Origin of the sequence: Streptomyces sp. GS7, from assembly GCF_009834125.1 — a bacterium.
Taxonomy (GTDB): Bacteria; Actinomycetota; Actinomycetes; order Streptomycetales; family Streptomycetaceae; genus Streptomyces.
Genome location: NZ_CP047146.1, coordinates 2508356 through 2520604, shown reverse-complemented (window position 1 = coordinate 2520604; position 12249 = coordinate 2508356). Strand labels below are relative to the sequence as shown.

Sequence of the window (12249 nt, the reverse complement as noted above, 5' to 3'; positions counted from 1 at the left end):
ATGTGCGTGTGCAATTACCGCTGGCGAGATAATCCTCCGCCCGGTGTGACCCCGCGCATAGGACGCACATCACTTACGGCCCCGGTTAGTGGACACATAAAGACCGCGTGAGCTGCGGAAATGACGTACTGGACGCATTTCGGGCACCCCCGGTTCCACTAACCCGGGTCGTACGTCACACCGTTGCCCGGCGAATTTCCGGCCGCTAAGAATGGCTCCCGTCGCTCGGCGCCGTGATCAGAACTCGGCGTTCTGCGCCGCTCAAGGCCCGTGCGATGTCCCCCATTAGAAGAGGTCGTCCCGCCATGCCCAAGCACTCTCTTTCCGGTCTGAACCTGACCCGCACCCACAAGCTCTCCGCCGCCGGTGTCGCCGCCGCCGGTGCCGCCGCGCTGGTCTTCGCCGTCGTCCCGGGTGCAGATGCCGGCCAGGGCAAGAGCGAGGCCGCCGCCCAGAACGTGAACGTGAAGCCGGTCGCCTTCAGCGCGGTCGACATCGCCGCCCAGGCGCAGCAGGCCACGATCGCCAAGCAGGCCGACGAGTCCGCCGCGCAGGGCAAGGCCGAGGCCGCGGCGGCGAAGGCGAAGGCCGAGGCGGCCGCCAAGGCGAAGGCCGAGCAGGACCACAAGGCCACGGTGACCGCGAGCCGTTCCGAGACCCGCACCGCCCTTCCCGCCGCCCTTCCCGCCGCCGTCCCCGCGGCCGCCCCCGCCGCCCCGAAGACGATCAAGACCTACGGCCACACCGTGGACAGCTGGATCCGGCAGTCGCTGAACGTCATGGCCGCGCACGGCATACCGGGCAGCTACAACGGCATCTACCGCAACCTGATGCGGGAGTCGTCCGGCAACCCGATGGCGATCAACCTCTGGGACTCCAACGCGCAGAAGGGCATCCCGTCCAAGGGACTGCTCCAGGTCATCGACCCGACCTTCCGCCGGTACCACGTGCCCGGCACCTCCTGGAACATCTACGACCCGGTCGCCAACATCACCGCCGCCTGCAAGTACGCGGCCGCGATGTACGGCTCCATGGACAACGTCAACTCGGCCTACTGAGCCGGACGTTCCACGAGCCGCGGCCACCGCGCACACCGCCGAGGGGCGGCACCCACGATCGGGTGCCGCCCCTCGGCGCTGCCATGCGGTGACCGCGCGCGCTACTTGCGCATGACCTCCGGCTCGTGGCGGCGCAGCAGCCGCGCGACGACGAAGGCGAGCCCGACGCCCAGCGCGAGCAGGATGATCACGTCCATCACGTAGACGCCGGTCTGGTGCTTCCACAGCGGGTCGGGGTGGCCCAGCTCCCACGGCAGCAGGGTGTTCATGTCGGCGGTCGCGCCCAGCGCGGCGACGGCCCAGCGGGACGGCATCAACCAGGAGAACTGGGAGACGCCGGCGGTGTCGAACAGCTGGAAGAGCACGCCGGTGAAGACGACCTGCACGATGGCGAACATGACCAGCAGCGGCATGGTCTTCTCGGCGGTCTTGACCAGCGAGGAGATGATCAGGCCGACCATCATCGAGGTGAAGCCGAGGGCGATGATCGCCAGCGCCATCTCGATCGCCGGGTTCTTGGCGATGATCAGGCCCTCGGCCGGCATCTTGCGGGTGGAGAAGCCGATGGCCGAGATGATCACGCCCTGGATGGCGGTGACCACCCCGAGCACGATGACCTTGGACATCAGATACGCCGACCGCGACAGGCCGGTGGCCCGTTCGCGCTCGTAGATGACCCGCTCCTTGATCAGCTCACGGACCGAGTTGGCTGCGCCGGAGAAGCACATGCCGACCGCGAGGATCAGCGCGATGGTGCTCGCGTCGCGGTTGGTCTGGTGCCTGTTCGCCGGGCCGTATCCGAGGCCGTAGTCGCTGGGGATCAGCAGCGAGACCACACCGAGCACCGCCGGCAGGATCACCATCAGGGCCAGGAAGCCGCGGTCGGAGGCGAGTACCGAGACATAGCGCCGCATCAGCGTCCACAGCTGCGAGCCCCAGCTCTGCGACTTCTGGATGCGGGCCGGCGGCGCCTGGACGCCGACCGACTGCGGGGCGACCGAGTCGACGTCCGCGGCGTACAGCTGGAAGTGCGGGGATCCGCGCCAGCGGCCCGCCCAGTCGTAGTCGCGGTAGTTCTCGAACGCCGAGAAGACGTCCGCCCAGGTCTCGTACTGGAAGAAGTTCAGCGCCTCCTCGGGCGGGCCGAAGTAGGCCACCGAACCGCCCGGTGCCATCACCAGCAGCCGGTCGCACAGGGCGAGTTCGGCCACCGAGTGCGTGACGACCAGGACCGTGCGGCCGTCGTCGGCCAGGCCGCGCAGCAGCTGCATGACGTCGCGGTCCATGCCCGGGTCCAGGCCCGAGGTCGGCTCGTCCAGGAAGATCAGCGAGGGCTTGGTCAGCAGCTCCAGGGCGACCGAGACGCGCTTGCGCTGGCCGCCGGAGAGCGAGGTGACCTTCTTGTCCTTGTGTACGTCGAGCTTGAGCTCGCGCAGCACCTCCCCGATGCGGGCCTCGCGCTCGGACTCCGCGGTGTCGCCGGGGAAGCGGAGCTTGGCGGCGTAGCGCAGCGCCTTCTGGACGGTCAGCTCCTTGTGGAGGATGTCGTCCTGCGGGACCAGGCCGATGCGCTGGCGCAGCTCGGCGAAGTGCTTGTAGAGGTTCCGGTGGTCGTAGAGGACGTCGCCCTGGTTGGCGGGACGGTAGCCGGTCAGCGCCTTGAGGAGTGTCGACTTGCCGGAGCCGGAGGGGCCGATGACGGCGATCAGCGACTTCTCGGGGACGCCGAAGGAGACGTCCTTGAGGATCTGCTTGCCGCCGTCGACGGTGACGGTCAGGTGGCGGGCCGAGAAGGAGACCTCGCCGGTGTCGACGAACTCCTCCAGGCGGTCGCCGACCAGCCGGAAGGTGGAGTGGCCGACGCCGACGGTGTCGTTCGGGCCGATCAGCGCGGTGCCGGACTTGGGGACCGGCTGGCCGTTGACGTAGGTGCCGTTGTGGCTGCCCAGGTCGCGGATCTCGAACCGGCCGTCGGGGGTGGCCCGGAACTCGGCGTGGTGGCGGGAGACCTGGAGGTCGGAGACGACCAGCTCGTTCTCCAGCGCACGGCCGATCCGCATCACGCGGCCCGTGTCCAGGCGGTGGAAGGTGGTCGGGCTGCGGTCGCCCTGGGCCTGCGGGGCCGGGCGCCCCTGGGCGCCGTCGGGCCGCTGCGGGGGAACGGCCTGCCGGGGCCCGCCCTGCGGCGGCTGCTGCGCCTGCTGCTGCGGGACGTACGGCGGCTGCTGGCCCTGCGGCGGGGCCTGCCAGCCCTGCTGGGCGGGCGGCTGCGGAGCCTGCTGCTGCGCGGGCGGCGCCTGCCAGCCCTGCTGCTGCGGCGCCGTCGCGGGCTGCGCGCTGTAGGCGTCGGCGGGCGCCGCGGCGGCGGACAGGCTCATCCGGGGGCCGTCGGTGGCGTTGCCCAGATGCACCGCGGTGCCGGGTCCGATCTCCAGCTGCTGGATCCGGCGGCCCTGGACGTAGGTGCCGTTGGTGCTGCCGTGGTCTTCGACGATCCAGCTCTGTCCGGACCAGCGGACGGTGGCGTGCCGCCAGGAGACCCTGGCGTCGTCGAGCACCATGTCGCCCTGCGGATCGCGGCCCACGCTGTAGGACCTGGACGGATCGAGCGTCCAGGTCCTTCCGTTCAATTCGAGTACGAGTTCAGGCACTCCACGCCCCATTACATAGTCCCCCGAGTGACGCCCTGTATGGGAAGTCTAGGGATGGCGAACATCGTGAGGAACTATTTCAGGCTCGGCCCGCGGACCGGAAACCGGGACGCGACCGGGGTGCGTGGGGCTCCAGTTGGGGCCCGGCGAACCCTCCCGGAGGGCCGGAAGAGCCCGAAATGCCCGGCAATCACGGGAATACCGGTGGTGCATCCCGCTCCATATGGCCCCGCGCGGCCGAAAACGCCCTACCAAAAGGCGAGTTGGGGCGCCGGCCCACTCCCCCGGGCCGGTACAACAGAACGGCCCGGACACGAGTCCATAACGATCAACGACGACCCCCCGCGGCCGGCCGCCCCGGGGGCGCTCCGGCGGCGGGCGCGGCAGTCGGGCGGACCCGCGGTCCGAACCCCGGACACCCGTACGGGCGCGGCCACCCGCCGGTTACCGTAAGGGCACCATGAGCGCATCGCAGACCCCGCCTGCCACCGCCGCACCAGGCGACGACGTACCGACCCTCCTCGTGAAGATCTTCGGTAAGGACCGGCCCGGCATCACCGCGGGCCTCTTCGACACCCTCGCCGCCTACTCCGTCGATGTCGTGGACATCGAGCAGGTGGTGACCCGGGGGCGCATCACGCTGTGCGCACTGGTCACCGCCCCCTCCCCCGCCGAGGGCTCCTACGGTTCGACAGAGGGCGACCTCCGGGCGACCGTGCACAGCTGGGCCGAGTCGCTGAACCTCCAGGCGGAGATCATCTCCGGCCGCGGCGACAACCGTCCGCGCGGCACCGGACGGTCCCACGTCACCGTGCTGGGGCATCCGCTCACCGCCGAGTCGACGGCCGCGATCGCCGCCGCCATAACGGCCACCGGCGGCAACATCGACCGGATCTTCCGGCTTGCCAAGTATCCGGTGACGGCGGTCGAGTTCGCGGTCTCCGGTGCGGAGACCGCGGCACTGCGCAGCGTGCTGGCCCCCGAGGCCGCGGTGCTCGGGGTGGATGTCGCGGTGGTCGCGGCCGGGCTCCAGCGCCGGGCGCAGCGGCTGGTCGTCATGGACGTCGACTCCACCCTCATCCAGGACGAGGTCATCGAGCTGTTCGCGGCGCACGCCGGGTGCGAGGCGGAGGTCGCCGCGGTGACCGCCGCAGCGATGCGCGGCGAGCTGGACTTCGAGCAGTCGCTGCACGCCCGGGTCGAGCTGCTCCGCGGGCTGGACGCGTCCGTGGTCGACGCCGTGCGCAAGGAGGTGCGGCTCACCCCCGGTGCCCGCACCCTCGTGCGGACACTCAAGCGGCTCGGCTACCAAGTCGGCGTCGTCTCGGGCGGTTTCACCCAGGTCACCGACGCGCTCAAGGAGGAGCTGGGGCTGGACTTCGCCTCCGCCAACACCCTGGAGATCGTCGACGGCAAGTTCACCGGACGGGTCACCGGCGAGATCGTGGACCGGGCCGGCAAGGCCCGGCTGCTGCGGCGGTTCGCCCACGAGGCGGGGGTGCCGCTGGCGCAGACCGTCGCGATCGGCGACGGCGCCAATGACCTGGACATGCTCAACACGGCCGGCCTGGGGGTGGCCTTCAACGCCAAGCCCGTGGTGCGCGAGGCCGCGCACACCGCGGTCAACGTGCCGTTCCTGGACGCCGTGCTCTATCTGCTGGGCGTCACCCGCGAAGAGGTCGAGGCGGCCGACACCCACGTGGAGTGACCTGCGGAGACACTCCGCCGGCCGTGGCACCCCGGCACCGGCCGACCGGCTGGACATCAACAACGGCATGAGGCCCCGGCGCATCCCGCGCCGGGGCCTCATGCCCGGTCTTCCACCGTCCCGGCCGCTCGCCGTCCCGCCGACAGCGGCCGGCGGTCTCAGTCCTGCGGCGTCCAGTACGCGACGAGGCGCCCCACGCCGTGCTCGACCGCCTTCCACGAACCGTTGAAGGTGAGCACGGCCATCGCGGCCGTCGGAAAGCCGCTGCGGTGCATCTGCGGCAGCAGATCGCCGTCGGCCTCACCGGCCAGGGCGTCGGCGAGGGCGTGCATCCCCGGGTTGTGCCCGACCACCAGCAGATCGCTGACGTCGTCCGAGGTCTCGTTCAGCAGCGCGAGCAGCTCGCCGAGGGAGGCTTCGTAGAGCCGCTCCTCATAGACGGTCTTGGGGCGCTGCGGGAGCTCGTGGACGGCGAGCTTCCAGGTCTCACGGGTGCGGGCGGCGGTCGAGCACAGGGTCAGGTCGGGGGTGACCCCCGCCCTGGCCAGCCAGCGGCCGGCGACCGGGGCATCCTTGCGGCCACGATCGGTAAGCGGACGGTCGTGGTCGTCCACCTCCGACCATTCGGCCTTCGCGTGTCGGAGCAGGACAATCCGGCGGGGTGTATCGACGCTCATGTGTCCCAGCTTCGCATGAATCCCCGCGCCCGGCTCGGGGTGTTGAAGCGCTCCCCCCTGCCGGGTGACCCCCCGGGCGGCGCCGCCGTGCGCACCCGGGCGCGCACGGCGCTCACCTGCCGATCCCGACCACGCGGGCGAGGAAATCCAGCAGCGGCGCCAGGCCCTGCGGAACACTCCCCGCACCGGCCGCGCTCGCCTCGCCGGGATTCGCCACCAGCACCAGCAGGGCTATGAAGGAGACCACCGGCAGCGCCAGCGCCCACCACGGCAGCGCCTCCCACAGGCCGGGGGCCTTCGCTGCGGACGGGCGGTGGAACGCGGCGGACATGGCGGTCTCCAGAGCGGTTCGAAGGACGGCGCACCACCGCTGCGGTGCGCCCACCGCGCTGTGCGGTGCACTTCGAAACTACGGATCTCCGGCGGCCGTTCCCATCCGGGAAGCCACCCACTTGTCCCTGACACCGGCCCCCTAGGGGACGGGGGGATATCCCCACCGCCGGCCCGGTTCCGGTGTCCCCGGGCCGGGCCGCCGCTCGCTCAGGGCGCCGCGATACTCGCGACGATCGCGACGACGACGGTCACCCCGAGCATGAGGCCCAGGACGAGCAGCAGCTTCTTCTGGCTGCCCTGCGGATTCGGTTCGAGCACTGGCATGCGCCCAGTGTCGCACCCGCCGTCCGCGCCCGTCCGGCCAGGGCTCACCCCAGGGCGCTCACCGCTCGTCCTCGATACGACGGTCCCGGCCGGCCAGCACGCCCACCGCGATCTGCGGCACCATCAGCCCGGCCATCAGCGCGATCGGCAGCCCCCAGCCGCCGCTGTGCTGGTAGAGCGTGCCGACCAGGAGCGGCCCGGGGATGGAGATCAGATAGCCGACGCTCTGCGCGAAGGCGGAGAGCTTGACGACCCCGGCGGGGCTCGACGCACGCATCCCGATCATCGTCAGGGCAAGCGGGAACGCGCAGTTGGCGACGCCCATCAGCAGCGCCCAGGCCCAGGAGCCGGTGGCCGGGGCCAGCCACAGCCCGGTGTAACCGGCCAGCCCGCAGAGCCCGAGGACCGCCACCAACGGACCCTGGTGCCGCATCCGGGACGCCAGCGAGGGCAGCACGAAGGAGAGCGGGACACCGACCGCCATCGTGACGGCGAGGAGCACGCCCGCGGTGCCCGCCGAGACCCCGGCGTCGCGGAAGATCTGCGGCATCCACCCCATCGTGATGTACGCGGCGGTCGCCTGGAGGCCGAAGAAGACGCCCAGCGCCCAGGCGGTCGGCGACGAGGTGATCCGCAGGGGCGCCGCCCCGGGAGCCCGCGCACCGCTCCGGGGCGCCTCCGGGGCGGTCCGCCGCTGCCGTACGACGACGAGCCAGGGCAGCACGGCGAGCGCGGCGAGCAGCGCCCAGACGGTCAGGCCGGTGCGCCAACTGCCGCCCAGCGCACCGGTCATGGGAACGGTGAGCGCCGCGGCGAGCGAGGTGCCCAGGGCCAGCGCCATCGAGTACAGCCCGGTCATCGGGCCGACCCGCCGGGGGAACCAGGTCTTGATGACCACCGGCAGCAGGACATTGCTGACCGCGATTCCGGCCAGCGCCAGGGCGCTGCCGGCGAGGAAGCCGGCGGTGCCGCCGGCGTACGGCCGTACCGCGACACCCACCGCGATCGCCGCCATACCGGCGCACACGATCGCGCCTGGCCCCCAGCGCCTGGCCAGCCGGGGCGCGGCGATGCCGAACACCGCGAAGCACAGGGCCGGTACGGAGGTCAGCAGGCCGGCGACGGTGCCGCTCATGCCGAGCCCGTCGCGGACCTCCTTCATGAGCGCGCCGAGGCTGGTGATGGCGGGGCGGAGGTTGAGTGCGGCCAGGACGAGACCGGCGATCACGATCCGCGGCAGCCAGCGGGCGGCGGGTCCGGCTTCCCGGGAGTGCTTCGGTACAGCCTCTTCGGCGGCGGGCCGCGACGGGCCGGCACCGTCGGGGAGCTGGGGCGGGGAGGTCGTCGAGGGCTCGGCGGCCGCGCCGAGGGTCGCGAGGTCGTGATGTGCCATGCGAGCCATCATAGAATCATGGGATGAATGGTTGTCCAGTCTTTGTCGGTAGCCTCATCAGGCCCCCACGGCGGCCCGGCCCCCGGCAGCCCGCCCGCGCCGCCACCGTCCTTCCGGCCCACAGGCCCCCGCACCCCGGAGCCCCGCCATGCCCCTGACCTCGCCCCGCCGGTCCGCCCTGGCCGACCAGGTGATCGCGCAGCTGCGCGCCCAGATCACGTCCGGCGACTGGCCGGTGGGGTCCCGCATCCCGACCGAGCCGGAGCTCGTGGAGCAGCTCGGGGTGGCCCGCAACACCGTCCGCGAGGCCGTCCGGGCTCTGGCGCACAACGGACTGCTCGACATCCGGCAGGGGTCCGGCACCTACGTGGTCGCGACCAGCGAGCTCGCCGGGGTCATGAACCGCCGGTTCGCGGAGGCCGACCCCGTGCACGTCGCCGAGCTGCGCAGCGCCCTGGAGGCGGCAGCCGCCCGGCTGGCCGCCGACCGCCGCACGGAAGCGGACCTGCGGCAGCTCGACGCGCTGCTGGAACGGCGCGAGCACGCCTGGCGGTCCGGTGCCGCCGAGGCGTTCGTCGAGGCGGACGCGACCCTGCACATGGCGGTGGTGGCGGCCTCGCACAACGACGTACTGGCCGAGATCTACGCCGACCTCGGGGGCGTGCTGCGCGAGTTCCTGCGGGCCGACGTCGGCGAGGTGCTGCGGCCCGAGGCGCACATGGACCATGCCCGCCTGGTGGCGGCGATCCGCGCGGGCGACGGCGACCTGGCCGCCTCCGAGGCGAGCACCCATTCCTTCGGGTGCCGGGGCACCCTCGTGGAGCGCGACTGATCCGCGGGCTCCGGGCCCCGAAACGCGTACCGCCCGCCCCGGCAGGACCGGGACGGGCGGTACGGAAGCGCGACGGGTATCAGGCGCCCATCATGTGCACGCCGCCGTCGACGTGGATGATCTCGCCGGTGGTCTTCGGGAAGAAGTCCGACAGCAGGGCGACGATGCCGCGGCCCGCGGGCTCCGGGTCGGCCATGTCCCACTGCAGCGGGGAGCGGGTGTCCCACACCTTGGCCAGGTCCGAGAAGCCCGGGATGGACTTGGCGGCCATCGAGCCGATCGGGCCCGCCGAGATGAGGTTGCAGCGGATGTTCCGCTTGCCGAGGTCACGCGCCATGTAGCGGTTGGTGGCCTCAAGGGCGGCCTTGGCCGGGCCCATCCAGTCGTACTGCGGCCAGGCGAACTGGGCGTCGAAGGTCAGGCCGACCACCGAGCCGCCCTCGTCCGGCATCAGCGGCAGGCAGGCCATGGTCAGCGACTTCAGGGAGAACGCCGAGACGTGCATGGCCGTGGCGACCGACTCGTAGGGCGTGTTGAGGAAGTTGCCGCCCAGGGCGTCCTGCGGGGCGAAGCCGATGGAGTGGACGATGCCGTCCAGGCCGCCCAGTTCCTCGCGGACCACGCCCTCCAGCCGGTCCAGGTGCTCCTGGTTGGTCACGTCCAGCTCGACGACCTTGGCCGGCCTGGGCAGCTTCTTGGCGATGCGCTCGGTGAGCGTCGGCCGCGGGAACGCGGTCAGGATGACCTCGGCGCCCTGCTCCTGCGCGACCTTGGCCGCGTGGAAGGCGATCGAGGACTCCATCAGCACACCCGTGATCAGGATGCGCTTGCCGGCGAGAATTCCGCTCGTGTTCGTCATCGTGCTCAGTGCCCCATGCCCAATCCGCCGTCGACGGGAATGACGGCTCCAGTGATGTACGCGGCCTCGTCGGAAGCCAGGAAACGGACCGAGGCGGCGACTTCCTCGGGCTGCGCGTAACGCGCCAGCGGCACCTGCTTCACGATGCTCTCCCGCTGCTCGTCGCTGAGCACCCGGGTCATGTCCGTGTCCACGAAACCGGGCGCGACGACGTTGACGGTGATGTTGCGGCTGCCCAGCTCACGCGCGAGCGAACGGGCGAAGCCGACCAGACCGGCCTTCGAGGCGGCGTAGTTCGCCTGGCCGGCGGCGCCCATCAGGCCGACCACCGACGAGATCAGGACGATCCGCCCCTTGCGGGCCCGCAGCATCGCGCGGTTGGCGCGCTTGACCACCCGGAACGTGCCGGTGAGGTTGGTCTCCAGGACCGAGCTGAAGTCCTCCTCGGACATCCGCATGAGCAGCTGGTCGCGGGTGACGCCGGCGTTGGCCACCAGCACCTCGACCGCGCCCTGCTTCTCCTCGATCTCCTTGTACGCCTGCTCGACCTGCTCGGGGTCCGTGATGTCGCACTTCACGGCCAAAAAACCGGCGGGCGGCTCGCCCGAGCGGTAGGTGATGGCGACCTTGTCGCCTGCCTCGGCGAAGGCACGGGCAATGGCCAGGCCGATGCCGCGGTTGCCTCCGGTGACCAGAACCGAGCGGCTCAAGAGATCACCCTTTCCGTGTCCTGTCGTCTTGCGTTCGGTACGAAACTAGCGGTCACGGCACCGATACGGGGAATCGGGCCCGAACAGGGGCGCGCCCCGGTCACTGTCGGGTCTCCACAGATCCGGGGCATGATGCATCCGCCGACTACGGGAGGACGCCGTGCCCGCTGCACCCCACGACCTTGACGAGACCTTCCTCGCGCTGCCGCTGCGCGCGCTGGCCGACGCCGCGCTGGCCCGCGCCCGCGCGCTGGGCGCCGAGCACGCCGACTTCCGCCTGGAACGGGTGCGCAGCGCCTCCTGGCGGCTGCGGGACGCCCGGACGTCGGGCACCTCGGACACCACCGACCTCGGGTACGCGGTCCGCGTGGTGCACGGCGGCGCCTGGGGGTTCGCGTCCGGGGTCGACCTGACGATGGACGCCGCGGCGCGGGTGGCCGGCCAGGCGGTGGCGATGGCCAGGCTGTCGGCGAAGGTGATCGAGGCCGCGGGGTCCGGCGAGCAGGTCGAACTGGCGGCGGAGCCCGCGTACCCCGACCGCACCTGGGTCTCCGCGTACGAGATCAACCCCTTCGCGGTGCCGGACGCGGAGAAGTCCGGGCTGCTGGCGGAGTGGAGCGCGCGGCTGCTGGCGGCGCCGGGCGTGGCGCACGCCGACGCCTCCCTGCTGGCCGTACAGGAGAACAAGTTCTACGCGGACACCGCGGGCACCAGCACCACCCAGCAGCGGGTCCGGCTGCATCCGCAGCTGACCGCCGTCGCGGTGGACCCGGCCGGCGGCGACTTCGAGTCGATGCGCACCCTCGCACCGCCCGTCGGGCGCGGCTGGGAGTACCTGACCGACGGCAGCTACGACTGGGACGGCGAACTGGCCCGCATCCCCGAGCACCTCGCCGAGAAGATGCGCGCACCCGGTGTCGAGCCCGGCACGTACGACCTGGTCGTGGACCCGTCCAACCTCTGGCTCACGATCCACGAGTCGATCGGCCACGCCACCGAACTCGACCGGGCGCTGGGCTACGAGGCGGCGTACGCGGGGACCTCGTTCGCCACCTTCGACCAGCTGGGGAAGCTGGCATACGGCTCGCCGATCATGCACGTGACCGGCGACCGGACCGCCGAGCACGGGCTCGCCACGATCGGCTACGACGACGAGGGCGTGGCCGCCCAGTCCTGGGACCTGGTCCGGAACGGCACCCTGGTCGGCTACCAACTCGACCGCAGAATGGCCAAGTTGACGGGCTTTCCACGCTCCAACGGCTGCGCGTACGCGGACTCCCCCAGCCATGTTCCGGTCCAGCGGATGGCGAACGTCTCACTCCGGCCGGCGCCCGACGGGCCCTCCACGGAGGAGCTGATCGCTGGCGTGGAGCGCGGCATCTACGTGGTCGGCGACCGCTCGTGGTCCATCGACATGCAGCGCTACAACTTCCAGTTCACCGGCCAGCGTTTCTTCCGGATCGAGAACGGCCGGCTGGCCGGCCAGCTGCGCGACGTCGCCTACCAGGCCACCACCACCGACTTCTGGAGGTCGATGACCGCTCTCGGGGGCCCGCAGACCTACGTCCTGGGCGGTGCGTTCAACTGCGGCAAGGCGCAGCCGGGCCAGGTCGCGGCGGTCTCGCACGGCTGCCCTTCCGCGGTATTCGAGGGCGTCAACATCCTCAACACGACGCGGGAGGCCGGCCGATGAACAGCCGCCAC

The 12249-nt window shown here is 71.5% G+C and carries 11 protein-coding genes; 4 read left to right on the top strand and 7 right to left on the bottom strand.

Annotated features, from left to right (window positions below):
* Positions 1-305: 305 nt before the first annotated feature.
* Positions 306-1058: a transglycosylase SLT domain-containing protein gene (locus tag GR130_RS10860; RefSeq protein ID WP_159504528.1), complete on the top strand. Its 753-nt coding sequence runs from the start codon at positions 306-308 to the stop codon at positions 1056-1058.
* A 101-nt stretch (positions 1059-1159) separates the two neighbouring features.
* Here GR130_RS10860 and GR130_RS10855 read toward each other — a convergent pair whose 3' ends face one another.
* Positions 1160-3721 (bottom strand): ABC transporter ATP-binding protein/permease, encoded by a 2562-nt coding sequence (locus GR130_RS10855; RefSeq protein WP_159504527.1) that lies wholly within the window; start codon positions 3719-3721, stop codon positions 1160-1162.
* Between the two features lie 448 nt (positions 3722-4169).
* On the opposite strand from GR130_RS10855, the gene serB reads away from it, so the two are divergent.
* Positions 4170-5417 (top strand): phosphoserine phosphatase SerB, encoded by a 1248-nt coding sequence (gene serB / locus GR130_RS10850; RefSeq protein WP_159504526.1) that lies wholly within the window; start codon positions 4170-4172, stop codon positions 5415-5417.
* A 158-nt stretch (positions 5418-5575) separates the two neighbouring features.
* Here the strand turns inward: serB and GR130_RS10845 are convergent, their stop codons facing one another.
* From GR130_RS10845 to GR130_RS10835, 4 genes are all read right to left on the bottom strand, one after another.
* A complete protein-coding gene (locus tag GR130_RS10845; RefSeq protein ID WP_159504525.1) occupies positions 5576-6094 on the bottom strand; it encodes a SixA phosphatase family protein in 519 nt (172 codons plus the stop codon).
* Between the two features lie 112 nt (positions 6095-6206).
* Positions 6207-6425, bottom strand: coding sequence for a hypothetical protein (locus GR130_RS10840; RefSeq protein WP_159504524.1), 219 nt, complete (start codon positions 6423-6425; stop codon positions 6207-6209).
* A gap of 209 nt (positions 6426-6634) precedes the next feature.
* Positions 6635-6751, bottom strand: coding sequence for an SGM_5486 family transporter-associated protein (locus GR130_RS41315; RefSeq protein ID WP_258017738.1), 117 nt, complete (start codon positions 6749-6751; stop codon positions 6635-6637).
* Positions 6752-6809: 58 nt separating this feature from the next.
* Positions 6810-8144, bottom strand: a complete 1335-nt coding sequence (locus GR130_RS10835; RefSeq protein WP_159504523.1) for a CynX/NimT family MFS transporter — start codon at positions 8142-8144, stop codon at positions 6810-6812.
* Between the two features lie 148 nt (positions 8145-8292).
* Between GR130_RS10835 and GR130_RS10830 the strand changes: the two genes are divergently transcribed.
* Positions 8293-8976, top strand: a complete 684-nt coding sequence (locus GR130_RS10830; protein WP_159504522.1) for a FadR/GntR family transcriptional regulator — start codon at positions 8293-8295, stop codon at positions 8974-8976.
* A gap of 79 nt (positions 8977-9055) precedes the next feature.
* Here GR130_RS10830 and fabI read toward each other — a convergent pair whose 3' ends face one another.
* Both fabI and fabG read right to left on the bottom strand, forming a co-directional pair.
* On the bottom strand, positions 9056-9835 hold the full coding sequence (gene fabI / locus GR130_RS10825) for an enoyl-ACP reductase FabI (RefSeq protein ID WP_159504521.1): 780 nt from the start codon (positions 9833-9835) through the stop codon (positions 9056-9058).
* 5 nt (positions 9836-9840) lie between these two features.
* Complete coding sequence (gene fabG / locus GR130_RS10820) at positions 9841-10545, bottom strand: 3-oxoacyl-[acyl-carrier-protein] reductase (RefSeq protein WP_159504520.1); 705 nt, start codon at positions 10543-10545, stop codon at positions 9841-9843.
* Positions 10546-10705: 160 nt separating this feature from the next.
* On the opposite strand from fabG, the gene GR130_RS10815 reads away from it, so the two are divergent.
* On the top strand, positions 10706-12238 hold the full coding sequence (locus tag GR130_RS10815) for a TldD/PmbA family protein (RefSeq protein WP_159504519.1): 1533 nt from the start codon (positions 10706-10708) through the stop codon (positions 12236-12238).
* Positions 12239-12249 lie beyond the last annotated feature (11 nt).

Excerpts from the sequence above, each read along its gene's own strand:
- GR130_RS10830 (WP_159504522.1), top strand. The coding sequence starts at position 8,293 with ATGCCCCTGACCTCGCCCCGCCGGTCCGCCCTGGCCGACCAGGTGATC.
- GR130_RS10845 (WP_159504525.1), bottom strand. The coding sequence starts at position 6,094 with ATGAGCGTCGATACACCCCGCCGGATTGTCCTGCTCCGACACGCGAAG.
- fabI (WP_159504521.1), bottom strand. The coding sequence starts at position 9,835 with ATGACGAACACGAGCGGAATTCTCGCCGGCAAGCGCATCCTGATCACG.
- GR130_RS10840 (WP_159504524.1), bottom strand. The coding sequence starts at position 6,425 with ATGTCCGCCGCGTTCCACCGCCCGTCCGCAGCGAAGGCCCCCGGCCTG.
- serB (WP_159504526.1), top strand. The coding sequence starts at position 4,170 with ATGAGCGCATCGCAGACCCCGCCTGCCACCGCCGCACCAGGCGACGAC.
- GR130_RS10855 (WP_159504527.1), bottom strand. The coding sequence starts at position 3,721 with ATGGGGCGTGGAGTGCCTGAACTCGTACTCGAATTGAACGGAAGGACC.
- GR130_RS10860 (WP_159504528.1), top strand. The coding sequence starts at position 306 with ATGCCCAAGCACTCTCTTTCCGGTCTGAACCTGACCCGCACCCACAAG.
- GR130_RS10835 (WP_159504523.1), bottom strand. The coding sequence starts at position 8,144 with ATGGCACATCACGACCTCGCGACCCTCGGCGCGGCCGCCGAGCCCTCG.
- GR130_RS41315 (WP_258017738.1), bottom strand. The coding sequence starts at position 6,751 with ATGCCAGTGCTCGAACCGAATCCGCAGGGCAGCCAGAAGAAGCTGCTG.